Below are 25,108 nucleotides of genomic sequence, written 5' to 3'. Positions count from 1 at the left end.
ATGGCCCGTGCATTTTTCCGCCGCCGCAAGTCCTGTCCCTTTTCCGGCAAGGACGCTCCCACGATCGACTACAAGGACGTGCGCCTGCTTCAGGGCTTCGTGTCCGAGCGTGGTAAGATCGTTCCGAGCCGCATCACTGCGGTGAGCACCAAGAAGCAGCGCGAGCTGGCCAAGGCGATCAAGCGCGCCCGCCACATCGGCTTGCTGCCCTACGTCGTCAAGTAAGGAGCGCCACCATGGAAGTCATCCTGCTTGAACGCGTCGAGAAGCTCGGCGCCATCGGCGACGTCGTCACCGTCAAGAACGGTTTCGCTCGCAACTACCTGCTTCCGAACAAGAAGGCGCTTCGTGCGAACGACGCCAACCGGAAGCTGTTCGAAACCAATCGTGCCAAGATTGAGTCGGATAACGCCGAGCGTCGCTCGGTTGCGGAAGAGTCGGCCAAGGGCGTGGACGGCAAGACGGTCCAGCTTATCCGCCAGGCCTCCAACACCGGCCAGCTCTACGGCTCGGTGAGTGCCCGCGACATCGTCGATGCCCTTGAGGCCGACGGTGCGAAGGTGGCCAAGAGCCAGATCGTTCTTGATCGACCGATCAAGGCGATCGGCCTTCACGAAGTCCGCGTCGCGCTTCACCCGGAAGTGGCCGTGACCGTCAAGGTCAACGTCGCCCGCTCGCCGGAAGAGGCCGACCTGCAGGCTCAGGGCGTGGACGTCATGGCTCAGATGTTCGAACGTGATGCCACTGGCTTCACTGAGGACTATGATCCGAACGCGGAGCCGGGTGCAACTGCCGAGGTCTCTGCTGATGAGGGTCCGGCCGAAGCCGCCTGATCTTCCGTCAGATCGATACGGGATAAGGGCCGTCCGGGCAGACCGGGCGGCCCTTTTCTTTTGACGCACCTGAACCCTTTCGACCGCAGAACCCGGAACGCTCTGACTTCCCCAGGCTTTTTGGTCGCAAGAGCACGGGACAACGGAGGATTAGATCATGAATGCCGATGAACGCACGCCAGACCATTCGCAAGATCGTGAGCCCGCCGGAGAACGTGACCAGCGGCCAACCGGACAGCAGCAGCAGAACAGCACTGAAGCCCAGGATGGCAGCATGGTGACCGGCCAGGCTTCCTACGGCAACAGCGGCGATTTCGACACGCTGAGCCAGAATAGCAGTAAACTCGGGCAGGAAAGCGACATGGGCCAGACGGCCCGCCAGTCCCAGCAGGAGGGATCCGGCAACGGGCTCTTCAGCGGCTCGGGTGACATGGGCTCAACCGGCGCTCAGTCTGACCGCTCGCAGGCTCGCGACGAAGACTCTCAGAACTTCGCCGACCAAGGCCAGGGTGCCCTGAACGAAGATTTGATGGGTTCTGATGAGGGCAGCAGAACCACTGATATCGAGGTCGAGCGATCACAAGGTCGCGAGAGCGATGTTGAAGGCAGCAATCTGTGACGATGATGGGGGGCGCCCTGACCGGGTGCTCCCAACCTCTCATTGCGTCACCCAGCCGAGCATGCGAGTGATTACTCCTCGGGATGCTTGGGCGCTGTTCCCCAGCGAGGCCTAGCCACTCCTCCCGCTGAGGTGATAATAGTCGGCCACCCGATCGAGTGCCATTGAGAGGACGAGCTTGCCAGCCCTGGCAGGCCATCCGAGCGCCGTCTCCGCCTCTCGCATGCCCTCACCCGCGCACACCACCCGCCAGAGTATGTCCGACATCCCCGGACCCGCAGCCTGCAACGCTGCGTCAAATCGCGCTCGTGCACCGAGTTGTCGCTCGCTCGGGTGCAGCGTGTCAGCCGGGCCCCGACGACCCCGTGCGATCGGTGACGGATCCCAGCCCATCGTCACCCTCGGAGAGAGTTGGGCCCGTTCCCAGTCGCTGCGGAGCTGCTCCCCGGCATCGAATTGCCGCTCGGTCAGATGGCCGCGAGAGCGAAGCCAGCCAAGCGGCGACTCGACTTCGTTCACCGTGACGGACCTGCGAGGTGTCCTGCCTCCAGGCCGCGCGTCGTTGATCGGACGTTCGACTAGCATTCGCTTCATTCCATCACACTCCCCAGTTCCGACTTCCGAGTCGAAGTGGGACTTGCCAGATTGGAAATGATGTAGGACAGAATAAATTACCGGTCTGGTTCGGAGAGTCGCAATGATCACGCGCATTAGGGAAGTGCGGAAGGCAAAGCGGATGACGCTGGACGACGTCGCTCGCGCATGTTCGCCGCCCACGACGCCGCAAACGATCGGCCGGCTCGAAACAGGAATGCGCACCGTCTCGATCGGCTGGTTGAACCGCATCGCTGCCGCCCTCGGAGTTTCGGCAACCGACCTTGTCGATCATCCTGCGAGCGAACAGCTCGAGGTGCTTGCGCTTCTCGCCAGCGACTCCGCGAGCGCACCGCGCAAGGCACAGGTGGTTCTCCCGCCTCGTCCTGAGCCGAAGCAGGTTGCCTTGCTGGTCATCTCCAGCATCGGCGATTACCGCAGCGGTGACGAAATCTGGTGCGACCGGCTTGACCCCGACGCCTTCGGCCGAGCGCTCAACCGCGATGTCCTCGTGCCTCGCCCTGGAGGGCGCTTCCACTTTGGACGACTGCTCGCCCGCGACGGCGGCAAGCTCCATATCCTGCCGTCGGGGACAGGAGCGCGTCAGATCGTCGTCAGCGATCCGCCGTGGCTCGCATTGCCGATCAAGCTGGTGCGCTCGATCGGCTAAGCACGACGAGCTCAGTCAAAGTGGCGGTCCGACTTCAGGGCAGCTTGGCCGGTCCCGGGTCGTGAGAGGTGATGGTGGGCGCTGACGGGTTCGAACCGCCGACCTACTCGGTGTAAACGAGCCGCTCTACCAGCTGAGCTAAGCGCCCTCTCGGCGTCCGTGCCCCGCAACTGTCTAAGGATCAAGTCCCCGTTAGACGACGGCCATGCCGCTTTCGGCGAAGTAGCGGCGAAGCGCGGCACTGGTACTCGGCGCCATCTCGATGAAGACGCGTCGGCCATCGTGCGGGTCGTCGCGGCGGACGAGCAGGCTGCGGTCGGTCATCGACTTGATCCAGCGTAGCGCTGTGGTGGCCGGGACCGCCGCGGCGATGCAGAGGCTCGAAACGGGCACGCGATGCTGGACGAGTTCGGCCTGAAGCAGGTCCAGCAGCATGTCCCACGCCGGATCCGCGAACAGGTCGGCGGGCAGGAAATTGGACCGAAGACGGCGCGCCTTGATGATCCCTCTGATCGCCTCGGGAGAGACGTTTGGAACATCGCTGCGTGGCGGTGCGAAGGTAGCGCTCGACAGTGGCGGCTGCGCCGACGTGGCGCTCAGGCGAGCAAGGGCCGATGCGATGCGGCTGACTTCCTCGCTGAGTTGTCGAAGCCGCGCAGTGCTCGCCTCATTAGCTCCCTCTGCGGCCCGGGATCCCGTGTTGAAGCTGCTCGCAGCAAGGCTGAGCGCGCTCAGCCGCTCCATTTCCTCGGCGTCGACTAACAGCTCGGCATTCACGGACCCCAGGCAAAGCAGAACCTCATCGAGGTATTGAAGCCTGGTCGACACGATGACCCCGGTGCCAAGACGAGCGGCATCGATCCCGATCCGTTCGAGCAGCCGCGTGGCAGTCTTGGAAGGACCTTCGTCAAGCTCAATCCAGATCGCCGACACCGCTCCTGCCCGGCCAAGGTCCTCGGCAGCCTCGTTCATCGTCAGAATGGACGAGGCACCATATTCGCTCGAATCCACGGTAAAGCGGGCCCGCTCGCGAGCATTAGGCGTGTCACCGACAACCAGCACCGGTGGGGGCGCCGGTTCCTGAGCATAGGTCGGCTGGGCAAAAGCTCGGGACATGACAGCATCCTTGGCACATCAATCAACCGAGCCCGGGCAAGTTACACGTCTTCGCCCCTGCTGTAAGCCTCAATTTTGGTCCGGCTTCGAGGGAGCACAAGGACCCGGGAAAGCATTGGCGCTGCAAAGCAACCCGGAGAAAGGGCGAGCGATGGCGACCGATGACCCAACAACCGACGAGCGAAAGATGCTGCTCGCTACACTCGACCATGCCATTGGGCGGTCAACAGAGCTCGCCCAGAAGCTTGCAGGCGACCCAGACGTAGGTGGCGAAGCCCGAGCGCTGCTCGGCAGGCTCGACTGCGTGAGGGCAGAGGTCGAAGTGATTGCTGCGGTCCGCTCGCGATTGGCGGTGGTCCGCACTGATGAACCAGCTAGTCCCTCACCGCGGCTGTGGCATTAGGCTTCCAGGAAGCGGCCTACCGGCTCCGCCTTCCACCCGCTTGTCGCCGCAAAGCCCGCATTGATGAAGTTCGTCTTGCCATATTCCAACGGCGTGCCGTCGGGGCCGTCAACTAGTCCTCCTGCTGCGAGCAGCACGGCATGCCCAGCAGCCGTATCCCACTCGCTCGTGGGCGAGAGCCGCGGATAAAAGTCGGCCCCTCCTTCTGCAACGATGCAGAACTTAAGGCTCGAGCCCACCCCGACGAACCGGCAATCGGGCACGACGCTTTCGAGGTAGGATAAAGTGGCACGATTGAAGTGGGACTTCGAGCCCACGACTGACAAGGTGGTAGGACGCTCGCGGACCCGGATCGAACGCCGCCTTCCTTGCTCTTCGACGAACGCCCCTTCCCCGACATTGCCGGCGAACAGCCGCTGCTGTTCAGGCGCCAGCACAATGCCGAGGATCGGTCCATTGCGTGTGACCAAGCCGACGTTGACCGTGTAATCGTCACCACCTCGGACGAACTCCTTGGTGCCGTCGAGGGGGTCGACGAGGAAGAAGCAATCGCCGAGCGCGGGCACTCGGCCGGCGGCCACTTCTTCCTCGGCAACCACGGCAATCTCCGGTGCTGCTGCGGCAAGCGCACGGAGCAGGATGGCCTCGGCCGCATGGTCGGCCTCGGTGACCGGGGACAAGTCGCTCTTCAGCGAATGTTCGAAGCCGCGCCGCCGGATGTCGCGGATCGCCGCGCCAGCCTCCCAGCAGGCAGGGATGATCGCCTCGAGCAGCGCCGCCCAGTTCACCTTACTTGGGCGCCATCCGAATCCCCCCGTCGAGGCGGACATGCTCGGCATTCATGTAGCCACTCTCGATCATGAAGACCGCAAGATTGGCATATTCCTCCGGTCGCCCGAGCCGCTTGGGAAACGGTACCTGAGCACCGAGCGCGTCCTGCACCTGCGGCGGCATCATGGCGACCATCGGCGTTTTGAAGACGCCCGGAAGGATGGTGTTGACCCTCACCCCCTCGTTCATCAGGTCGCGCGCGATCGGCAGCGTCATGGCCAGCACGCCGCCCTTCGACGCCGAATAGGCTGCCTGGCCGATCTGACCATCCTCCGCCGCGACCGAGGCGGTGTTGATGATCACGCCCTTCTCACCGTCCTCGCCCGGCTCGGCATCGACCATCCCGGCGGCAGAGTGGGCGATGCAGCGGAAGGTGCCAACCAGATTGATCCCGATCACCAATTCGAATTGGTGGATCGGATACTTCTTCACGGCCTTGGTCTCGCGATCGCGGCCGACGGTCTTCACCGCATTGGCGACTCCGGCGCAGTTGACCAGCACCCGCTCCTGCCCGTGGGCGGCACGAGCCTTCTCGAAGCCGGCGGCGACGGTGTCGTCATTGGTCACATCCACTTCGCAGAAGATGCCGCCGATCTCGGCCGCGACCTTTTCACCCTGCTCCTGGTTGCGGTCGAAGATGGCGACCTTCGCACCCTTGGCCGCAAGGGCCCGGGCGGTCGCCTCGCCGAGACCCGAGGCACCACCGGTGACCACTGCTGCAACGCCATTGATGTTCATGCGATACTTCTCCTCGTGAGGCCGTTCCCGCCCGCAATCGCTTCTGTACTCGTGCCGCCTAGAGAACTGCGGGTCTGTCGATCAAGTCCGTGGTTCAACGGTCACGCGGCTGCCTCGACTCTCGCCAGCACGGCTTCAACCTGCACCTGCGCACCACCCTCGACGTTGAGCTCTGCAACGGTGCCATCGAAGGGCGCCACAATCGCATGCTCCATCTTCATGGCTTCAAGAGTGAGCAGCCGCTGGCCCCTGGAAACCTTATCCCCGGCCGCTACGTCGACGCTGGTCACCTTGCCAGGCATGGGCGCGACAAGCGCTCCATCGCCGGCCACCGCGCCCACCCTGCCGCGCGATGCGAGAGAGAATTCGTAGGCTTGCCCTTCGTAGAATGCGACGACCCGCTCCTCGTCACGGAAGCCCGACGCTGCCGCGAATGGTTCCTTGTCGGCAAGCACCAGTCGCCGACGCTCCCCCCGGTGGCTGAGAGTGACCGACGGCTGCGCAAGGGCGTTGAGCCGGAAGCCGGCAAGCTCGTCACCGTTCTCGCTGGCAAGCGCGATCACTGCCGCGGCGCGCCACAGCTCCTCGTCGACGTCGGCCGTGGGTACCAGCTCCTCAAGCTTGCGGGCGATGAAGCCAGTATCGAGTTCGCCGGCGGCGAAATCCTCGTCGAGCAGGCAATTGAACAGGAAGCCGGCATTCGTCCTGACCGGCCAGACTTCGACCTCGTCGAGCGCCGAAGCAAGCCCGGTGATCGCGGCATCGCGATCCTCGCCATGTACGACCAGCTTGGCGATCATCGGATCGTAGAAGGGCGAGATGGAATCGCCTTCCTCGACGCCCGTTTCGATCCGACCGACCTCGCCAAGGTCGAAATGATCGAGCTTGCCGACACTGGGAAGGAACCCGCTGCCCGGATCCTCGGCATAGAGCCTCGCCTCGATCGCATGACCTCCGATCATCAGCTCGTCTTGGCGCAGCGGCAGCGGTTCCCCACTCGCGACACGCAACTGCCATTCGACCAGATCCTGGCCGGTGATCTCCTCGGTAACCGGATGTTCGACCTGCAGCCGCGTATTCATTTCCATGAACCAGATGCGGTCGGCGCGGAGCCCCTCGCTGGCATCGGCGATGAACTCGATGGTGCCGGCCCCTTCGTAGTCGACCGCCTGCGCGGCACGGACGGCGGCCCCGCAAACGGCGTCGCGGGTTACCTCGTCCATGCCCGGGGCGGGCGCCTCCTCGATCACCTTCTGATGGCGGCGCTGGAGCGAGCAGTCACGTTCGAACAGATGAACGACATTGCCGTGAGCATCGCCGAAGATCTGCACCTCGATGTGTCGCGGTGACAGGATGTACTTCTCAATGAGAACGACGTCGTTGCCGAAGCTGGAGGCCGCCTCGCGCCGGCAGCTGTCGAGCGCATCCATGAAGTCGGTGGCCTCATCCACCTTGCGCATGCCTTTGCCGCCGCCGCCCGCGACGGCCTTGATCAGCACCGGGTAGCCGATCCCATCGGCTTCGCTCTTGAGCCTTTCGGCGCTTTGGTCATCGCCCATATAGCCGGGGGTCACGGGGACGCCGGCCTTCGACATCAAAGACTTGGCAGCATCCTTGAGGCCCATCGCACGGATGCTGTCTGGCTTGGGTCCGACCCAGACCAGCCCGGCATCCAGGACCGCCTGTGCAAAGTCGGCATTTTCGGAAAGGAAGCCGTAGCCGGGGTGAATCGCCTCCGCGCCTTTCTCCCTTGCGGCGGCAATGATCTTCTCGCCCACCAGATAGCTCTCGCGTGCCGGCGAGGGGCCGATGAGGACCGCCTCGTCGGCCAACCGAACGTGGAGCGCACCGGCGTCGGCATCGGAATAGACCGCTACAGTGCGAATGCCGAGCTTCTGCGCGGTGCGGATCACCCGGCAGGCGATCTCGCCGCGGTTGGCGATAAGGAGGCTCTGGATCATGGCCATGCGCATAGCCGGGCCCGGCGCTGCATAACAGGGTCTACTCGGCCGCCTCCAGAGCCCGCATCGGCTCCTCGGCCTGCATCGGAACAAGCCCGAGCTTCGCAAAGAGGGCTGCGTCCTTGCTGTCGCCTGCGTTGGCCGTGGTGAGCAACTTGTCGCCGGTGAAGATGCTGTTCCCGCCCGCGAGGAAGCAGAGCGCCTGGGTCGCCTCGCTCATGCTCTCGCGGCCCGCCGACAACCGCACCATCGAGAGCGGCATGGTGATGCGCGCGACTGCCACGGTCCGCACGAACTCGATGTCGTCGATCAGCCGCTCGCCGGCATACATGTCGCCCAACACCGTGCCCTCGACCGGCACCAGCGCATTCACCGGAACGCTCTCCGGATGGCGCGGCAGGGTGGCGAGCGCGTGGATAAAACCGACCCGGTCTTCACGGCTTTCGCCCATGCCGACGATGCCGCCGCAGCAGACGCTGATCCCTGCTCCGCGGACCTCCTCCAGCGTGTCGAGCCGCTCCTGAAAAGTCCGGGTCGAGATGATCTCGCCATAGTGCTCGGGTGAGGTGTCGATGTTGTGATTGTAGTAGTCGAGGCCCGCGGCCTTGAGCTGCCTCGCCTGCTCACCGCTCAGCATGCCGAGCGTCATGCAGGTCTCGAGACCCATTGCCTTGACGCCTTCGACCATGCGGCAGACCGCCTCCATGTCGCGGTCCTTTGGGCTGCGCCACGCTGCGCCCATGCAGAAGCGCTGCGAACCGGCGGCCTTGGCCTCGGCGGCGGACGCGAGCACGGCGCCGACGTCCATCAACTTCTCGGCCTTGAGGCCGCTGTCGGCATAGGCCGATTGCGAGCAGTAGCCGCAATCCTCAGGGCAGCCGCCGGTCTTGATCGACAGCAGGGTGCAGAGCTGCACCTCGCCCGCCGCATGGTGCGCACGGTGCGTTTCGGCGGCTCGGAACAGGAGGTCGGTAAAGGGCAGGTCGAACAGCGCGGCGATTTGCGCGCGGGTCCAGTCCTGACGAACGTGGTCAAGCACGGTACGATGGTCTCCAAATGAGTGTCAGAAGCGAAGGGCGGGGAACCAGCTTTCACCCAGCACCACCAAGGCCGTGCCGAGCGACGTGCCGATGTAGGCGCCAAGAAACCAGCGCCAGCCGAGGCGCTTACCGCGCAGGGACAGAGCGGCAAGCAGGCTGAGCAGCAGGATCACGATTCCGAATAGGGTCCACTGGCCGAGGCCAAGCGCGGTCGAGATCCGGGCCTCGTCATTGGGGTAGTTGAGGCTGACCACCGCCGCGATCAGCCGCGAGACTAATGCAGCGAGAACCACGCCCGCGGCCAGCACCGAACCGCGGCGGGCATAGAGCGCGGCAATGAGGGCGATGGCGACGGTCACCAGCGGTCCCGCGGCCGACATGATCAGGGCGTCCGTGGCCGAACGGAATTCGCCCGTCGCGACGGCGGCGTGGTTGGTGCGCACGATGACGTCATAGCCCATTGCCTTGCCGGCAAGGCCATGCCCCGCCTCGTGGACGAGGTTCATCACGACGACGACGGCGAAGGCGGCGAGCGCGGTGGGCACGATGGCCGCGCGACGGGCAGGCGATGACGCCACGAAAATGTCCTCGATTAATCGGGAAGGGAGAACGGTGACCCGGCCTACATCCGGAACACGCCGAACCGCGGATAATCCGGGATTCGCGCGTTGAGGCAGGCGGCAAGCGAGAGGCCAAGGACGTCACGAGTCTGCGTCGGATCGATGATCCCGTCGTCCCACAATCGCGCAGTGGCGTGCCAGGGATTCCCCTGTTCCTCGTAATCCTCGCGGATCGGCTGCTTGAAGGCTTCGGCCTCTTCCGGGCTCCACTTGTCGGCGTCGCGGTGAACTGTGGCGAGCACGCTGGCCGCCTGCTCGCCGCCCATGACGCTGATCCGGCTGTTGGGCCAGGAGAAGAGGAAGCGCGGAGAATAAGCCCGTCCGCACATGCCGTAATTACCCGCGCCGAAGCTGCCGCCGATCAGGACGGTGATCTTGGGCACCTGCGCAGTGGCGACGGCGGTGACGAGCTTGGCGCCATGCTTGGCGATGCCCTCGGCCTCGTACTTCCCGCCAACCATGAAGCCCGAGATGTTCTGCAGGAACAGCAGGGGCACGCGGCGCTGGCAAGCGAGCTCGATGAAGTGCGCGCCCTTGACCGCGCTCTCGCTGAAGAGGACGCCATTGTTGGCGAGGATCGCGACCGGCATTCCGTGGATGTGCGCAAAGCCAGTAACGAGTGTCGTGCCATAGAGCGGCTTAAATTCGTGGAAGCTCGAACCGTCGACGAGCCTCGCAATCACCTCGTGCACGTCGTAGGGCGCGCGCACATCCTCGGGGATGATGCCGTAAAGCTCGGCCGGGTCCAGCGCCGGCGGAAGCGTCTCCCGCGGCTCGATCGCCGGCCGCTGCTCGGGCAGCGTACTTATGATGTCGCGAACGATGGCCAGCGCATGTTCGTCATTCTCGGCGAGGTGATCGACGACGCCCGACATGCGCGCATGGAGGTCGCCTCCCCCCAGATCCTCGGCACTGATCTCCTCGCCCGTCGCCGCCTTCACCAACGGCGGCCCGGCGAGGAAGATGGTCCCTTGGTTAGCGACGATCACGCTCTCGTCGCTCATCGCGGGCACATAGGCGCCGCCCGCGGTGCAGCTTCCCATCACGCAGGCAATCTGCGGGATGCCCAGCGCGCTCATATTGGCCTGATTGAAGAAGATCCGCCCGAAGTGATCACGGTCGGGAAAGACTTCAGCCTGGTGCGGCAGGTTGGCGCCGCCCGAGTCCACGAGGTAGATGCACGGCAACAGGTTGGCCTCTGCGATCTCTTGCGCGCGCAGGTGCTTCTTGACGGTCAGCGGATAGTAGGTGCCGCCCTTCACCGTCGCGTCATTGCAGACGATCATCACCTGCCGGCCAGACACACGCCCGATCCCGCAGATGATCCCAGCGCCTGGAACCTCGCCGTCATAGAGGTCATTGGCGGCGAGCTGACCGATCTCGAGAAAGGGAGAACCCGGGTCGAGCAACCGCTCCACGCGTTCGCGCGGAAGGAGCTTGCCGCGGGCAACATGGCGCTCGCGGCTCTTCTCGTTTCCGCCGAGCGCCGCGCGTGCGACGTCAGCCCGCAGCCGCTCGACCAGCGAGCGGTTGTGGTCAGCGCGGGCGCGGAACTCTGCGCTGTCGGGCTGGACCTTCGTGTCGAGGCGCGGCGCGCTCATGCTTCTCCTGATCCCGTTCGTCGAAAATGCTGGTTCACCCAGCGCCTAGCCGGGCCGCCGACGCTTGCAAAGCGGTGCCGGTGGTCGCAGCGACGAGGCTCGGTCTTTTGTCGACGAGGTTGTCCATGATCCGCTCGCCCCTGCTGCTTGCTGCCTCTGCCCTCACCCTTTCGCTTCCGCTCGGCGCCTGCCGGGGCGAAGGTGACGATGCTCGTGTCGAAGCGAGCGCGGCGGGGACAAGTCTCGGTATCGACGCCACGGCGTTGGACAAGAGCGTCAAGCCTGGCGACGACTTCTTCGCGTACGCCAATGGCAACTGGGTCAAGCGGACCGAGATTCCCGCCGATCGCAGCTCGATCGGCGCCTTCCTCATCGCCGATCAGGAGCGAGAGCGGAACAGTGTGCAGCTGTTCGACAAGCTCCTCAAGGCCAATCCTGCGGCGGATACGAACGAAGGCCGGATCGCCAACTACTACCGTGCCTATCTCGATACGGCGGCGATCGACCGCGCCGGAATGGCGCCGGCCAAGGCCGATCTCGATGCCATCTCCGCCATTGCCGACAAGCGCGCGCTTAGCGCCGCCATCGGCCGCAGCATTCGGGCCGACGTCGATCCTCTGAACAGCACCAACTTCAATACCGACCACCTGTTTGGGCTCTTCGTCACTCAAGGCCTTGCCACACCGGGTGAGACCCTCCCCTACATTCTCCAGGGCGGGCTCGGCATGCCTGACCGCGAGTACTATCTTTCGGCCGACGCCAAGATGGCCGGCCTTCGCGACAAGTATCGCACTTACATCGAGACCGTACTCCGCGCCGCGGGCAATCCCGATCCATCCGCGGCCGCAAGCCGGGTGATGGCGCTGGAGACGCAGATCGCGCGCGCTCATTCAACAATTGCGGAAAGCAACGACTTCACCAAGGGTGCGACCGTCTGGAGCCGGGCAGAGCTGGAGAAGAACGCGCCCGGTATCGACTGGCCGGCACTGCTCGACGCCGCTCAGCTTGGCGGGGTGCCGCGCTTCGAGGCCTACCACAATGCCGCCATTCCGCGCCTCGCTGCGCTGGTAGGAAGTCAGCCGCTCGATGCCTGGAAGGACTGGCTCGCCTTCCACACGCTCAACGAACATGGCGCGGTGCTGCCGGCTCCCATCCGCGACGCGCGCTTCGCCTTCTTCGGCACGGCGCTCGCCGGCACTCCTCAGCAGCGCAGCCGCGACCTGCTGGCGCTGAACGCCACGAGCAACGCGCTTCAGGACGCGGTCGGCAAGGCCTATGTCGCGCAATATTTCCCGGCTGAGAACAAGGCCGCAATTCAGTCCATGGTTAGCGGGATCAAGTCCGCCTTCGCCAAGCGCGTGGAAGCGCTCGACTGGATGGCACCGACAACCAAGGCGGAAGCACTGAAGAAGGTCGAGACGATCGTCGTCGGCGTCGGCTATCCCGACAGTTGGCGCGACTATTCGGCCGTGCAGATTAGTCCGACCAATGCCTACGCCAATCAGTCGGCAGCCGATGCGGCGGAGTATCGCCACCAGCTCGCCAAGCTCGGCAAGCCGATGAACCGGGCCGAGTGGTGGATGCCCCCGCAGCTGGTGAACGCGGTCAACCTGCCGGTGCAGAATGCATTGAACTTCCCTGCTGCGATCCTTGTCCGGCCGTTCTACGATCCAAAGGCAGACGCGGCCTACAACTATGGCGCAATCGGAGCGGTCATCGGCCACGAGATCAGCCACAGCTTCGACAACAACGGTGCGATGTTCGACAGCACGGGCCGCCTGCGCAACTGGTGGACCCCTGCGGATCTCAGCCGCTTTCAGCAGTCGGGCAAGGCTCTCGCCGCCCAGTTCGACGCCTACAGTCCCTTCCCTGGCGTCAACGTGAAGGGCGAACAGACCCTCGGCGAGAACATCGCCGATGTCGCCGGTCTCTCGGCCGCCTATGACGCCTATCGCGCCAGCCTTGGCGGCAAGGAAGCGCCGGTGATCGACGGCTTCACCGGCGACCAGCGCTTCTTCATCGCCTATGCTCAAGCCTGGGCGGATAAGAGCCGTGAGGAAGCGTTGCGCAGCCAGATCGCGACAAATGGCCACGCGCCCGACGAATATCGTGCGCTGACCGTCCGCAACCTCGATGCCTGGTACAAGGCCTTCGACGTCAAACCGGGCGACAAGCTTTACCTCGCCCCAGAGCAGCGCGTGAAGGTCTGGTAGGCCTCTCCCCTGACCCAAGCGGATGAGCTAGCAGGTCGCCATGCCGACGATCCTGCTGCTCATCTGCTCGAACATCTTCATGACCGCCGCCTGGTACTGGCACCTGAAAGGCGGGATGAGCAAACCGCTGCTGCTGGTGATCTTCATTAGCTGGAGCATCGCGCTCGTCGAATACTGCTTTGCTGTTCCGGCAAACCGGATCGGCTACGCCAACGGCTGGACCGGTGCGCAGCTCAAGATTGCGCAGGAGGCGATCACGCTGATCGTCTTTGGCGGTTTCATGGTAACCGTGCTCGGAGAGCCGTTGCACTGGAGGCACCTGGCTGCGTTCGCCTGCATCATGGCTGCGGTGGGCTTCCTCTTCGCCGGCAAGTGAGGCGCAACTGGCGAGTCCGCGCGGACGTTCTCTCCTTGAATGTAGCAACCAAGGAGACGAGCGTGTTCATCGACTTCAACCGCGACAACCAGGTCGCGGAAAATGAAGCCAGCCAGGAGCAGGTGGAAGGCATCGTCAGTCATCGGCTCGGCCGACTCGACGGCAAGGTCACCAGCGCTCAGGTTCACATCGCGCATGTCCGCGAGAGTCGCTCGAGCAATCCCGAATATCGCTGCTCGATCGAGGTCAGGCCGGAAAACCTCGGACCGGTCGCCGCATCTGCGGAGGGTGCCGGGGTGGACGCCGTGGTTCGCTCCGCCTGCGACAAGGTCCTGCACGCCTACGAGAAGGCCGTAGGCAAGCAGGGCGCGCGCTAGGCGCCACCCTCCCCCAAATTCACATCAGCGGCCACCTCTTCACCATGACATGTTCTTCGTGAAAGGTGGACGCTGATGTGAGTTCGGCTTGAGGACAAGCGGGGTCAGGCGCCGATCAGCTCGCGCCCGATCAGCATTCGGCGAATTTCATTGGTGCCCGCGCCGATATCGAGCAGCTTGGCATCGCGCATGAAGCGCTCGACTGGCCAGTCCTTCGTGTACCCCGCGCCGCCGAGCGCCTGCACCGCCTCGCCTGCGACCTTGAACGCGCTTTCGCTCGCAAGCAAAATCGCACCGGCCGCATCGAACCGGGTGGTCTTGCCGGAGTCACACGCCTTGGCGACCTGATAGACATAGGCGCGGGCGGAGTTGAGCGCGACATACATGTCGGCGATCTTGGCCTGCATCAGCTGCTGGGCTCCGATCGGCTTTCCGAACTGCTTGCGCTCACGGACGTAGGGAATGACCACGTCGAGGCAAGCCTGCATGATGCCGAGCTGGATTCCGGCAAGCACCGTGCGCTCATAGTCGAGGCCGCTCATCAGCACGCCGACGCCGCCATTCTCCGGACCCATGATATTCTCGGCGGGAACGAAGCAGTCGTCGAATACCAGCTCGCTGGTCGGCGAACCGCGCATGCCGACCTTGTCGATCTTCTGGCCGATGGAGAAACCCTCCATGCCCTTCTCGATCAGGAAGGTCGTGATCCCGCGGCTGCCAGCATCGGGTGCGGTCTTGGCATAGACCACCAGTACGTCGGCATAGGCACCGTTGGTGATCCAGAACTTGGTTCCGTTGAGGCGGTAGCCGTTGCCGCTCTTTTCGGCCTTGAGCTTCATCGACACGACGTCGGAGCCCGCTCCGACCTCGCTCATCGCCAGCGCGCCAACCTGGCTTCCATCGATCAGCCCGGGAAGATATTTGCGCTTCTGTTCGTCATTCGCCCATCGACGGATCTGATTGACGCAGAGATTGGAGTGAGCGCCATAGCTGAGGCCTACCGAGGCCGAGGCGCGGGCGACTTCCTCCTGCGCGACGACATGCTCGAGATATCCAAGACCGAGCCCGCCCCACTCCTCTTCCACAGTGATCCCGTGGAGGCCGAGCGCCCCCATCTCTGGCCACAGCTCGATCGGGAAGCGATCGCTTTGGTCGATCTCCGCCGCGAGCGGCTGGATGCGGTCCGTCGCGAAGCGCTGGGTGGAGTCGCGGATGGTGTCGGCCATCTCGCCGAGGTCGAAGTCGAGCGTGGGTAAGGACATGACATCGCGCTAGCAGAGCGGCCGAGACTTGGACAAGGCGGGCGGAATGCTTATTGCAGTGCAACATTCTTCCACCGGAGCCCGTCTCATGGCCACTGCCGATCCCGTCGTCATCCTTTCCTATGCCCGTACGCCGATGGGTGCGATGCAAGGCGCCCTCGCCGATGCCAGCGCGACCGATCTCGGCGCGACAGCGGTCAAGGCGGCGGTGGAGCGGGCTGGCGTCTCTGGCGAGGACATCGACCGCATCTACATGGGCTGCGTGCTTCCGGCTGGTCTCGGCCAGGCGCCCGCACGTCAGGCGGCGATCAAGGCGGGACTTCCGACCAGCGTCCAAGCGACCACCGTCAACAAGGTCTGCGGTTCGGGCATGCAGACGGTGATCATGGGCGCCGAGGCGATCCTCACCGGCAACGCCGACGTCATCGTCGCGGGCGGGATGGAGAGCATGACCAACGCGCCCTATCTGCTCAAGAAGCACCGCAGCGGCGCGCGGATCGGCCACGACAAGATCTACGATCACATGTTCCTCGACGGGCTTGAAGACGCCTATGAGGAGGGCCGCGCGATGGGCAGCTTCGCCCAGTCGACTGCCAACGACTATCAGCTCACGCGCCAGTCGATGGACGACTATGCGATCGAGAGTCTCAATCGCGCCAAGGCTGCAATCGACGGCGGCGGTTTCGCCGACGAGATCGTGCCGGTCACGATCAAGGGCCGGAGTGGCGAAACCCTGGTGGACACCGACGAGGCACCGGGCCGTGGTCGCCCCGACAAGATTCCGCAGCTCAAGCCTGCCTTCGACAAGGAAGGCACGATCACCGCGGCGACTAGCTCTTCCATTTCGGATGGCGCTGCCGCCGTGGTCCTTGCCCGCGAGTCGGATGCGATAGCCAAGGGCGTGAATCCGGTCGCCCGGATCGTCGCCACCGCCGCCCATGCGCAGGCTCCGGCCGAGTTCACGATCGCTCCGGTCGGCGCGATCCACAAGGTCCTCGACAAGGCCGGCTGGAGCATCGGCGAGGTCGACCTGTTCGAAGTGAATGAGGCCTTCGCCTGTGTCGCCATGTTCGCGATGAAGGACCTTGGTATCGGCCACGACAAGATCAACGTGCACGGCGGGGCCACCGCGCTGGGCCATCCGATCGGCGCCAGCGGTACCCGCATCATCGTCACCCTGCTGAACGCACTGAAGCAGAAGGGCCTCAAGCGCGGTGTCGCCTCGCTCTGCATCGGGGGCGGCGAGGCGACGGCGGTCGCGGTCGAGCTGGTCTAGCGCGGCTTCATCATGCCGCGCAGGCCTGCCGCCACGAAGACGGCGAGCAGGTAGAGGGCGAAGACCCCGGCAACAAACAGCAAAGGCGAGAATGGTGCGGCGAGGCCCAAGTGGGCGAGCGTCGCCCAGCCGCCGAACAGCAGGCAGACGAAGGCCAGGGCCCAGCTTCCTGCCTCGAGTGACACGCGGCGCATGAGCTCGTCGCCGCGATTGCGGTATGCGACGGTCATGATCGTGAGTGAGATCGCGCAGATTGCGGCAATGAGGCCAGCCGTCTTGGGAGCGAGGATCCCGACCACGCCGCCGCCATCGGCCAATGCGAGCGCACCGAGAAGGACGGCGACAAGGAGGAAGCTCGCGGCTCCGATCAGGAGATCGGGACGCTGCTCGATCAATTCGTCGGCGTCCTCGACGTTGAGCGCCTGCGCGCCAACCCGCGGCGCCGCCGAGCCCAGACCAACCACAAGGGCCATCAACCCGTAGATCATGGCAGTGCCGAGCGCCGCCATTCGCGCGGGATCGTCTAGCAAGCCTTCCTGGTCGTGCAGCCCCCAGAGGATGGCACTCATCGCGAGGCCACCGGTCACGGCACCGAGCAGCGTCTGCAGAACGACCTTGCCGGTCTTGCGCGGGGCAGCGGCGGTATCAGTGTGCGCAATCATTCCTGAGGCTCCCATGGATCGAGAAAGAGCTGGTCAACCTGAACGGCGAACAGCTTGGCCAGGCGCAGTGCCAGCGGGAGGCTCGGGTCATATTTGTCGGTCTCGACCGCGTTCACGGTCTGGCGCGAAACGCCAAGTCTGCGGGCAAGCTCGCCCTGCGACCATCCGACCTGTTCACGCCAATGTTTGACCCGGTTCTCCATGAACCATGGGTATGTCAAACACTCTTTACATGTCAAGCGTTCTTGACAGGCTAGTCGTCGAAGCTCTCGCCCGGGGCGACGCCCCACAGATCGCTGATCTTGATGTGGCCATCGCGGTCGCCGAAGCTGATATGGCACCAGCCCGACCCGCAGTCGTCGACCCGTCCAACGGCACCCGGCTCGACGAGATAGCGGACCCGGCTGCCCTCCTCGGCCTTGGCCCGGACCTCACGCGGCGAGCCCGCGGCGACAAGAGCAGTGCGACGATCGCTCAGCATCGTGCTCAGCATCCAGCCGCGCGCGCCTTCGCTGTCCTCGATCAGGCGCCAGCTTTCGAACCGCTTGAGCACGCGCACCGGAAGATCGCGCCGCTTGTAGAGCCACACACCCGGATAGCTCCGCGCCGGACCAGTGCGCATCATCGCTTCGCCGCTGGCGAGCGATGCCCAGTAGGGCACCGGACGGTCCTGCGCAGTCGCAACCGACGCCGCGCCAAGAAACAGGAAGCCGAGCAGCCGCTTCATCAGGCCCCCGTCCGAATCCGGTCCACGAGCTGCTTCACCGTCGGAACGAAGCCGTTCGAGTAGAAGGGATCGGTCTTGAAGCGGAAAGCGGCGTGCCCGGCGAACATCAGGTTCTGCTCGACTGGTCCACCATGCGCGATGTCCTGGAGCGTCTTCTGAATGCAGAAGCTGCGCGGATCGGCGAGGCGGCCCGACGAATTCTTCTCATTGTCCGCCCAGCTCGAGAAGCTGCACTGAGAAAGGCAGCCCATGCAGTCGGCCTGATCCTTGCGGATGATCTTCTCGTCCTCGGGGGTGACGAACACCAGCGTGTCGTCGGGTGTCTTCATCGCCTGTGTGAAACCCGCGCCATACCACTCGCGCGCGTGCTGGAGGTCGCCCTTGGTGACCCAGTAATTCTTCTTGGTGCCGATCCCCACGTCGAGTTCGAAGGCGTGATCGCCGATTTGCTCCTTGGTGAAGGCGATCTGGCGCTGCGAGCGGGCTTCGAGCCAGCGCAGGAAAGGATTGCGCACCGCCGAAGAGTAGAAGCCGGTGGGGCTGAACTTGTGGAGCAGGACGTCGCCCTCCTCCAGTGTCATCAGCCGGGCCTTCCATTCGGCCGGAATCGGGCTCTCCTGGGTCAGCAGCGGACGAGTTCCGAACTGGAACATGATCGCGCCGAGCTCGGGATTGTCGATCCACTCTTCCCATTCGTCGAGCCGCCACACGCCGCCGGCCATGACGATCGGCACGTCGTCGCTGATCCCGCCCTCGCGCATCACCGCGCGCAATTCCTTCACCCTCGGATAGGGATCCTGCGGCGCGCGGGGATCTTCGGCATTGGAGAGGCCGTTGTGCCCTCCCGCGAGCCAGGGGTCCTCGTAGACCACCGCGCTGAGCAGCTCCGAAACCTTGCTGTAGGCGCGCTTCCAGAGGGCGCGAAATGCGCGCCCCGAGCTGACGATCGGAAGGTAGGAAACGTTGTACTGAGCGGCGATCTCGGACAGCTTGTAGGGCATGCCCGCACCGCAGGTGACTCCGGCAACCAGCCCCTTGGTGCGCTCGAGCACGCCGTGCAGGATGGTCGGAGCACCGCCCATCTCCCACAACACGTTGATATTGATCGCGCCGCGTCCGCTGGCGACCTCGTAGGCCTTCTTGACCTGGGTCACCGCACCTTCGATCGCATAACGGATCAGTTCGTCATGCCGTTCGCGGCGGGTCATGCCATTGTAGACCTGCGGGATGATCCGTCCTTCTGGATCGTAGCTGTCGGCGTTGACCGCACTTACAGTGCCGATCCCGCCCGCAGCAGCCCAGGCGCCCGAGCTCATGTGATTGGTCGCGGACACACCCTTGCCGCCCTCGACCAGCGGCCAGACCTCGCGGCCGCGATACATGACTGGCGACAGACCCTTGAACACTCTTCGACACTCCCAGTGAGGAACAGCAGCGGCCTATACCGCCGCTTGGTCCCACCCCAAACGAAAAAGGGCCGCCGAGTGGTCCCGGCGGCCCTGAGCGTGGCTGGTCAGCGCTTAGTAGCGATAACCGTAGTTGTTGTAGCCATTGTAGCGGTTGCGGCTCTTGCACGAGTCCTTGTCGACCTTGCGGCCGAGAAGCGCACCGACCGCGCCGCCGATGATCGCGCCGGTCGCATTGCTGCCGCCGCGGCGATTGCCGTAATAGTCATAGCGCTGGCGGCTGCCCGCGATCTTGCTTCCGACGACCGCGCCGGCGACACCGCCAATGACGGTCCCGGTCGTGCCCGAGCAGCGGTTCTGACCGTAATAGGCCTGACCATTGTACCCGCCGCCATAATAAGGCTGGCTGGGATAATATTGGGCGCTCGCTGCGCCCGGGATCGCGGCCAGCGAGAGAGCGGTTGCGGCGATGATGGACTTATTGAACATGAGCCTGGCTCCTTTGTCGTTGGAGCCCTTGTCGGCCATGTGCACTGTCGCCGTCCTGAACCGCCCCGTTCGCTCCCGTTCAGCTAAGTCAGGGAGAAATCGAGACCGATGTCGACGGCTGGAGCCGACTGCGTGATCCGCCCGACCGAGATGAAGTCGACCCCCGTCTCTGCAATCGGCCGGATCGTCTCGAGATTGACCCCGCCCGAGGCTTCGAGAGGAACGCGGCCAGCTACCCGCCTCACGGCCTCGCGCAGCATTGGCGGCGCCATGTTGTCGAGCAACAGACGCTCTGCGCCGGCCATCAGCGCCGGTTCGATCTGGTCGAGACTGTCGACCTCGACCTGTACCTGAAGCCCGCTCGCCGCCGCCTTGGCACGTGCCACGGCGGCCCCCACCGATCCGTTCACGGCCACGTGATTGTCCTTGATCAGAAGACCGTCGTCGAGCCGCAGCCGATGGTTCATCGCACCGCCCATCCGCGCGGCATATTTCTCTAGCAGCCTAAGCCCTGGGATAGTCTTTCGGGTATCGAGCAGGGTCGCCCCGGTTCCCTTGATCGCGTCGACGTAACGATCGGTGAGAGTCGCGATACCAGATAGATGCTGAAGCGTATTGAGCGCCGAGCGCTCCGCCGTCAGCATTGCCCGCGCCTTCCCTTCAAGCCGCATCAGGACTGTTCCCGTAGCCGCTTTCGCTCCATCTTCAATTTCAAGGCTGATGGTGACCTCGGGATCGATCCGACGAAAGAACGCCTTTGCCAAGTCGATGCCCGCGACGACGATCTCCTCGCGGCAGTTCATCGTTGCCGTGAAGCGCGCATCGGCGGGTATTGTCGCGGCGGAAGTAACGTCCCCGCCGACGCCCAAGTCTTCGGCCAGCGTGCGGGTGACGAAGTCGTCGAGGTCGAAACCGTTGATCATCGCACCCCCATGGATTGCGTCGGCCTTCGGCTCAAGCCTCCGCAGGGTCGGCGAGCACGTCCGCCCGCGTCCAGCTTCCCTCGTGCTCGACATAGCGGCTGGGTTCAGCGGTCTCGAACGCCTCGCCTGCCCAGCGCTTAAGTCCCAGCGTCACCTCGTGCGGGGTGACCTCGAGGATATTGAAGCTCTGCACTTCTTCCCGGGTTCGGACCGAGGTTGCCGTACCTGCCTGCACCACCAGCGCCCCGCCTGCCCGGGTGACCAGGTCACGGGCATAATGCGTTGATGCGCGGTGGTTGTGTCCGGCAAGGAGGACGTCGACGCCAAGGTCGTTGACCGCGTCGAGCGCCAGTTCCTGTCGACCAATCGCCTTCCCGAGCAATCCGGCATCGTCGACCGGCAGCGCGAACAACGGGTGATGGGTAACGAGCAGCTTGAGGTCGCCCTTGGGCGCTTCGTCGAAATGCCGACGGACGAAGTCGACCTGCTCGCGGTTGATGCGCCCGTCCTTGATGGTCAGGGAGCGGGCCGTGTTGAGCCCCAGCACCGACACGCCCTCCAGCTGGTGCCAGGGGCACAGCGTCTCGTCGACGAAGCGCTTGTAGCGGGCAAGTGGCGAAAGGAAGCGTCGAAGCACGTCGTAGAGCGGCACGTCATGGTTGCCGGGGACCGCCAGCACCTCATGTCCGCTGTCGCGCAGCCGCGCGAGGAACCGGCCCGCCTGCTGGAACTGCTCGGTCTTGGCGCGCTGGGTGAAGTCGCCGCTGATGATGACGAGATCGGGCCGGGCGGAGTCGACCTCTTCAGCGACGGCATTGACGATCTGCTCGTCGTGAGCGCCGAAATGAAGGTCGGAAAGATGAACAATACGGGGCATGCGGCCCCAACCAGCGTCATGCTGAACTTGTTTCCCCATCCATTGCTTTGGCTGGGAGGTTGGGACCGGCTACGGCATGGATGCAACAACCTGCCGAGGATGACGAGAGCGCATGGACCGCACGACTGCCAACACAGGCACCCGCGACGTTTCCGAACGACTGCGCTTCGACGAAGAGGCACTCGCCCGGTGGATGGATAGCCATGTCGCCGGCTTTGCAGGGCCGCTCCGCGTGAGCCAGTTCAAGGGCGGGCAGTCGAACCCAACCTACCGGCTCGATACTCCAACTGCGTCCTACGTGCTGCGCCGCAAGCCTCCTGGGAAGACGCTTCCAGGTGCCCATGCCGTCGACCGCGAATATCGTGTGATCGCGGCACTTGGGCAGCAAGGCTTTCCCGTGCCGCATGTGCATGCCCTTTGCGAGGACGAGGGCGTCATCGGCACCGCCTTCTACGTCATGGACATGATCGAAGGACGAGTCGTCTGGGAAGCGAGCTTCCCGGGCCTCACTCCACCTGCCCGCGCTGCCCACTTCGACGCGATGAACGCCACCATCGCCAGGCTCCACTCCTTCGATCCGGCAACGATTGGCCTTGGCGACTATGGCAAGGCGGGCGGCTTCGTCGAGCGCCAGGTCGCGCGATGGTCGAAGCAGTATCTCTCCGACTCCGATGCCGGCCGGGTCGCCGACATGGACCGTTTGGTCGATTGGCTCGGCAAGCACCTGCCCCCCGACAAGGGCGAAAGCCGCATCGTCCATGGCGATTTTCGATGCGATAACATGATCTTCGACGCCGAAGCGCCCAGCGTGCGGGCAGTGCTCGACTGGGAGTTGTCGACGCTCGGCGATCCCGAGAGTGACTTCGTCTACCATTGCATGATGTACCGGATGCCGGCCGGACTCTTCACCGGTCTGGCCGGGCTCGATCTCTCCGCGCTCGGCATTCCCGCCGAAGAGGAATATGTCGCGGCATACTGCCGCCGTAACGGCCGCGATGGCATTCCGTCGTTCGACTATCTGATGGTCTTCAACCTGTTCCGGCTGGCGGCGATCATCCACGGCATCAAGGGGCGCCTCGCCCGCGGCAATGCCTCAAGCGCGCATGCCGAGGAAAGTGCGAAGGTGCTCGAGCCACTCGCGGCAATGGCCTGGCGCGAGGCCCAGCAAGCCCGCCTCTGAGCGCTCCTCCCCGCCGCCTGGCAGCGGGGAGGAAGCTTCATCAGTTCACCGGGAAACCGCGCCGCTTGAGCAGCGCCGTCACGTCGGGGTCGCGGCCGCGGAACTGGCGATAGGCCTCGGCCCGGTCGGTCTCGTTCCCGGTCTGCAGAAGGATGGTGCGGAAGCGATCAGCGATCGTCTTGTTGAACGGATCGCCCGTCTCCTCGAACGCCGCCCAGGTGTCCGCGTCCATCGTCTCGGACCACAGATAGCTGTAGTAGCCGGCCGAATAGGCGTCCGAGCTGAACAGGTGCCCGAATTGCGGAAGCCGGTGGCGCATGACCATCTCGCGCGGCATGCCGAGTTCCGCAAGCGCCTGCCGCTCGAAGGCGTCCGGATCCACCTCGCCGCCGGGCTGCAGGTGCAGCTTCATGTCGACCAGCGCCGAGCTGAGATACTCGACCGTCGCGAAGCCCTGCCCGAAGGTCGAGGCTTTCTCGATCTTGGCGACGAGACTCTGCGGCATCGGCTGACCGGTCTTGTAGTGCTTGGCGAAGCGATCGAGCACCGGCCGTGTCAGCAGCCAATTCTCGTTCACCTGGCTCGGATATTCGACGAAGTCGCGCTGCGCACCGCCGAGGCTCGGATACTTCACGTCGACGTTGAGATAGTGGATGGCGTGGCCGAACTCGTGGAATAACGTCGACGCGTCGTCGAGGCTGATCAGCACCGGCTGCCCCGCCTCGGGCTTGTTGAAATTGTTGTTGTTGCTGGCAAGCACGATGTCGTCGCCGAGCAGCCGCGAGCGCGACCGGTAGGTCGTCATCCACGCCCCAGAGCGCTTGCCCTCGCGACCATAGGTGTCGAGGTAGAACAGGCCGATCGGCTTGCCCGCGCGGCTGACCTCGAAGGTCCGGACATCGGGATGGAAGACCGGGACCGAGCCCGTATTCTCCTTGAATTCCATGCCGTAGAGCTGGCCCGCGCTCCAGAACATGCCCTGCACGAGGTTGTCGAGCTGGAAGTAGGGTTTGATCTCTTCTTCCGACAGGTCGTACTTGGCCTTGCGCACCTTCTCGTTGAAGTAGCGATAGTCCCACGCCTCGACGGTGCGAACGCCCTCGCGGCGCGCGAACGGCGCCATATCGGCGACCTCCTGCTTTACCCGCCCGACCGCTGCAGGCCAGACCCGCATCATGAGGTCCATGCCGCGATCCGGCGACTTGGCCATCGTGTCCTGCATCCGCCAATGCGCATGGGTCGGATAGCCGAGCAGCCGGGCACGGTCCGACCGAAGCTTCACGATCTGCCGGATGAGTGCGTTGGTGTCATTGGCATTGCCGTTGTCGCCGCGGTTGACGAAGGCCTCGAAGACCTTCTGGCGAAGCGCCCGGTTGGTGCCGAAGGTCAGAACCGGCTCGACCGCCGAGCGGGTGTTGCGGATGGCATAGCTGCCTGAGGGAAGCCCCTTCTCCTTGGCGACGCTCGCCGCGACCGCCTTTACGTCGGCGGGCACGCCCTTCATCTCGGCTTCGCTCGCCTGGAGGAAGGTCCCCTCGTCTGCGAGCAGCTTGGCATTGAACTCGCTGAAGAGCGAGGCGAGCTGCTGATTGTAGCCCGACAGTTGCTGCTTCTGCGCGCCATCCAGCTTTGCGCCATTACGCACGAAATATTCGTAGCTGCGGGTCAGCAGCCGTGTCTGCACCGCATCGAGGCCGAGGCTCGCGCGATTGTTGTAGAGGGTTTCGACCCGCTGGAAGAGCTTGGGGTCGAGCGTGATCTCGTCTCCGGCCGCCGAGAGCTTCGGGCTCCACTCCTTATCGAGCGCTTGGATCTCGGGGGTGGAGAGGTTGTCGGTATAGACTCCGAAGATCGACTGGACCCGACCGAGCCGCTGCCCGGCACGCTCCATCGCCTCCATCGTGTTGGCGAAAGTCGGTGCCTCGGTGTTGTCGGCGATCGCGCGATACTCGCGGCGCTGCTCGTCGATGGCAAAGGTGAATGCTTCGGAGAAGTCTCCCGGCTTGACCCGGTCCCACGGCGGCACGCCTTCGAACCCGCCGCTCCAGTCCGCCAACAGCACATTATCCGGGACGGCCGGAGCAGTGGCCTGCTCGCTTGCAGCCGGAACGACCGTCGTCTGGGTCATTGGTGAGCCCGGAACCGCCGTGGTCGTGCAACCGGCAAGCGCGATGAGCGCCGATCCGGACAGGAGTGCATGCTTGAGCATCGTTGCGGAACCCTCATGATTGTTTCGTGATCGTCACTGCCGTCCGCCTGCTGCAAAGCCAAGGCGGCGTTCGACAAGTGGATGATGGACATGACCGTGCTTCGC

26 protein-coding genes and 1 tRNA gene are annotated in these 25,108 nt (G+C 64.4%); 9 read left to right on the top strand and 18 right to left on the bottom strand.

All coding sequences use genetic code 11. The annotated features are described in order from the left end of the window. From rpsR to ABD727_RS03945, 3 genes are all read left to right on the top strand, one after another. On the top strand, window positions 1-225 hold the full coding sequence (rpsR, locus tag ABD727_RS03955; RefSeq protein ID WP_344706082.1) for a 30S ribosomal protein S18: 225 nt from the start codon (window positions 1-3) through the stop codon (window positions 223-225). An 11-nt stretch (window positions 226-236) separates the two neighbouring features. Further along, window positions 237-833, top strand: a complete 597-nt coding sequence (rplI, locus tag ABD727_RS03950; protein ID WP_344706081.1) for a 50S ribosomal protein L9 — start codon at window positions 237-239, stop codon at window positions 831-833. Between the two features lie 157 nt (window positions 834-990). Then, window positions 991-1,452, top strand: a complete 462-nt coding sequence (locus ABD727_RS03945) for a hypothetical protein (protein ID WP_344706080.1) — start codon at window positions 991-993, stop codon at window positions 1,450-1,452. A 111-nt stretch (window positions 1,453-1,563) separates the two neighbouring features. On the opposite strand, the gene ABD727_RS03940 is transcribed toward ABD727_RS03945, so the two are convergent. Further along, complete coding sequence (locus tag ABD727_RS03940) at window positions 1,564-2,037, bottom strand: DUF6456 domain-containing protein (protein ID WP_344708020.1); 474 nt, start codon at window positions 2,035-2,037, stop codon at window positions 1,564-1,566. Between the two features lie 112 nt (window positions 2,038-2,149). On the opposite strand from ABD727_RS03940, the gene ABD727_RS03935 reads away from it, so the two are divergent. Beyond that, window positions 2,150-2,716 (top strand): helix-turn-helix domain-containing protein, encoded by a 567-nt coding sequence (locus ABD727_RS03935; protein WP_344706079.1) that lies wholly within the window; start codon window positions 2,150-2,152, stop codon window positions 2,714-2,716. Between the two features lie 72 nt (window positions 2,717-2,788). Here the strand turns inward: ABD727_RS03935 and ABD727_RS03930 are convergent. The 8 genes from ABD727_RS03930 to ABD727_RS03895 all read right to left on the bottom strand — a co-directional run bounded on the left by ABD727_RS03930 (window position 2,789) and on the right by ABD727_RS03895 (window position 11,026). After that, window positions 2,789-2,864, bottom strand: a tRNA-Val gene (locus ABD727_RS03930). Between the two features lie 44 nt (window positions 2,865-2,908). Further along, complete coding sequence (locus tag ABD727_RS03925; protein WP_344706078.1) at window positions 2,909-3,832, bottom strand: MarR family winged helix-turn-helix transcriptional regulator; 924 nt, start codon at window positions 3,830-3,832, stop codon at window positions 2,909-2,911. 399 nt (window positions 3,833-4,231) lie between these two features. Next, the gene (gene cysQ, locus ABD727_RS03920; RefSeq protein ID WP_344706077.1) at window positions 4,232-5,023 is read right to left on the bottom strand and encodes a 3'(2'),5'-bisphosphate nucleotidase CysQ; all 792 of its coding nucleotides are present in this window, start codon (window positions 5,021-5,023) and stop codon (window positions 4,232-4,234) included. 1 nt (window position 5,024) lies between these two features. Beyond that, on the bottom strand, window positions 5,025-5,804 hold the full coding sequence (locus ABD727_RS03915; RefSeq protein ID WP_344706076.1) for an SDR family oxidoreductase: 780 nt from the start codon (window positions 5,802-5,804) through the stop codon (window positions 5,025-5,027). Window positions 5,805-5,905: 101 nt separating this feature from the next. Beyond that, window positions 5,906-7,765 carry an acetyl/propionyl/methylcrotonyl-CoA carboxylase subunit alpha gene (locus tag ABD727_RS03910; protein WP_344708019.1) on the bottom strand — a complete coding sequence of 620 codons (1,860 nt, stop codon included), beginning with the start codon at window positions 7,763-7,765 and terminating at the stop codon, window positions 5,906-5,908. A gap of 40 nt (window positions 7,766-7,805) precedes the next feature. Further along, window positions 7,806-8,804 carry a biotin synthase BioB gene (gene bioB / locus ABD727_RS03905; RefSeq protein ID WP_344706075.1) on the bottom strand — a complete coding sequence of 333 codons (999 nt, stop codon included), beginning with the start codon at window positions 8,802-8,804 and terminating at the stop codon, window positions 7,806-7,808. 24 nt (window positions 8,805-8,828) lie between these two features. Further along, complete coding sequence (locus ABD727_RS03900) at window positions 8,829-9,383, bottom strand: hypothetical protein (protein WP_344706074.1); 555 nt, start codon at window positions 9,381-9,383, stop codon at window positions 8,829-8,831. Window positions 9,384-9,427: 44 nt separating this feature from the next. Next, complete coding sequence (locus tag ABD727_RS03895; protein ID WP_344706073.1) at window positions 9,428-11,026, bottom strand: carboxyl transferase domain-containing protein; 1,599 nt, start codon at window positions 11,024-11,026, stop codon at window positions 9,428-9,430. Between the two features lie 125 nt (window positions 11,027-11,151). On the opposite strand from ABD727_RS03895, the gene ABD727_RS03890 reads away from it, so the two are divergent. The 3 genes from ABD727_RS03890 to ABD727_RS03880 all read left to right on the top strand — a co-directional run bounded on the left by ABD727_RS03890 (window position 11,152) and on the right by ABD727_RS03880 (window position 13,992). Continuing rightward, window positions 11,152-13,239: a M13 family metallopeptidase gene (locus tag ABD727_RS03890; protein WP_344706072.1), complete on the top strand. Its 2,088-nt coding sequence runs from the start codon at window positions 11,152-11,154 to the stop codon at window positions 13,237-13,239. Window positions 13,240-13,279: 40 nt separating this feature from the next. Continuing rightward, the gene (locus tag ABD727_RS03885; protein ID WP_344706071.1) at window positions 13,280-13,615 is read left to right on the top strand and encodes a DMT family protein; all 336 of its coding nucleotides are present in this window, start codon (window positions 13,280-13,282) and stop codon (window positions 13,613-13,615) included. 62 nt (window positions 13,616-13,677) lie between these two features. Further along, complete coding sequence (locus ABD727_RS03880) at window positions 13,678-13,992, top strand: hypothetical protein (RefSeq protein ID WP_344706070.1); 315 nt, start codon at window positions 13,678-13,680, stop codon at window positions 13,990-13,992. Between the two features lie 104 nt (window positions 13,993-14,096). Here the strand turns inward: ABD727_RS03880 and ABD727_RS03875 are convergent, their stop codons facing one another. Beyond that, complete coding sequence (locus tag ABD727_RS03875) at window positions 14,097-15,254, bottom strand: acyl-CoA dehydrogenase family protein (protein WP_344706069.1); 1,158 nt, start codon at window positions 15,252-15,254, stop codon at window positions 14,097-14,099. A gap of 88 nt (window positions 15,255-15,342) precedes the next feature. Between ABD727_RS03875 and ABD727_RS03870 the strand changes: the two genes are divergently transcribed. Beyond that, window positions 15,343-16,530: a thiolase family protein gene (locus ABD727_RS03870; protein WP_344706068.1), complete on the top strand. Its 1,188-nt coding sequence runs from the start codon at window positions 15,343-15,345 to the stop codon at window positions 16,528-16,530. Here the strand turns inward: ABD727_RS03870 and ABD727_RS03865 are convergent. The 7 genes from ABD727_RS03865 to ABD727_RS03835 all read right to left on the bottom strand — a co-directional run bounded on the left by ABD727_RS03865 (window position 16,527) and on the right by ABD727_RS03835 (window position 21,614). Beyond that, complete coding sequence (locus ABD727_RS03865) at window positions 16,527-17,192, bottom strand: hypothetical protein (RefSeq protein WP_344706067.1); 666 nt, start codon at window positions 17,190-17,192, stop codon at window positions 16,527-16,529. The two genes, ABD727_RS03870 and ABD727_RS03865, sit on opposite strands and share 4 nt — an antisense overlap. Further along, complete coding sequence (locus ABD727_RS03860; RefSeq protein ID WP_344706066.1) at window positions 17,189-17,395, bottom strand: helix-turn-helix transcriptional regulator; 207 nt, start codon at window positions 17,393-17,395, stop codon at window positions 17,189-17,191. The genes ABD727_RS03865 and ABD727_RS03860 overlap by 4 nt, the downstream gene beginning before the upstream one ends. 50 nt (window positions 17,396-17,445) lie before the next feature. Next, a complete protein-coding gene (locus ABD727_RS03855; RefSeq protein ID WP_344706065.1) occupies window positions 17,446-17,919 on the bottom strand; it encodes an SH3 domain-containing protein in 474 nt (157 codons plus the stop codon). Next, window positions 17,919-19,325, bottom strand: a complete 1,407-nt coding sequence (locus ABD727_RS03850; RefSeq protein WP_344706064.1) for an NAD(P)H-dependent flavin oxidoreductase — start codon at window positions 19,323-19,325, stop codon at window positions 17,919-17,921. The genes ABD727_RS03855 and ABD727_RS03850 overlap by 1 nt, the downstream gene beginning before the upstream one ends. A 114-nt stretch (window positions 19,326-19,439) precedes the next feature. Beyond that, window positions 19,440-19,814 (bottom strand): glycine zipper 2TM domain-containing protein, encoded by a 375-nt coding sequence (locus tag ABD727_RS03845; RefSeq protein ID WP_344706063.1) that lies wholly within the window; start codon window positions 19,812-19,814, stop codon window positions 19,440-19,442. Between the two features lie 83 nt (window positions 19,815-19,897). Then, window positions 19,898-20,737, bottom strand: coding sequence for a carboxylating nicotinate-nucleotide diphosphorylase (gene nadC / locus ABD727_RS03840; protein WP_344706062.1), 840 nt, complete (start codon window positions 20,735-20,737; stop codon window positions 19,898-19,900). A 31-nt stretch (window positions 20,738-20,768) separates the two neighbouring features. Continuing rightward, complete coding sequence (locus ABD727_RS03835; RefSeq protein ID WP_344706061.1) at window positions 20,769-21,614, bottom strand: metallophosphoesterase family protein; 846 nt, start codon at window positions 21,612-21,614, stop codon at window positions 20,769-20,771. Between the two features lie 112 nt (window positions 21,615-21,726). Between ABD727_RS03835 and ABD727_RS03830 the strand changes: the two genes are divergently transcribed. After that, a complete protein-coding gene (locus ABD727_RS03830) occupies window positions 21,727-22,794 on the top strand; it encodes a phosphotransferase (protein ID WP_344706060.1) in 1,068 nt (355 codons plus the stop codon). Between the two features lie 40 nt (window positions 22,795-22,834). On the opposite strand, the gene ABD727_RS03825 is transcribed toward ABD727_RS03830, so the two are convergent. After that, window positions 22,835-25,003, bottom strand: coding sequence for a M3 family metallopeptidase (locus ABD727_RS03825; RefSeq protein WP_344706059.1), 2,169 nt, complete (start codon window positions 25,001-25,003; stop codon window positions 22,835-22,837). Between the last annotated feature and the right edge of the window lie 105 nt (window positions 25,004-25,108).

Origin of the sequence: Sphingomonas swuensis (assembly GCF_039538045.1) — a bacterium.
GTDB lineage: Bacteria > Pseudomonadota > Alphaproteobacteria > Sphingomonadales > Sphingomonadaceae > Sphingomicrobium > Sphingomicrobium swuense.
This window is presented reverse-complemented; position numbering and strand designations above follow the sequence as displayed.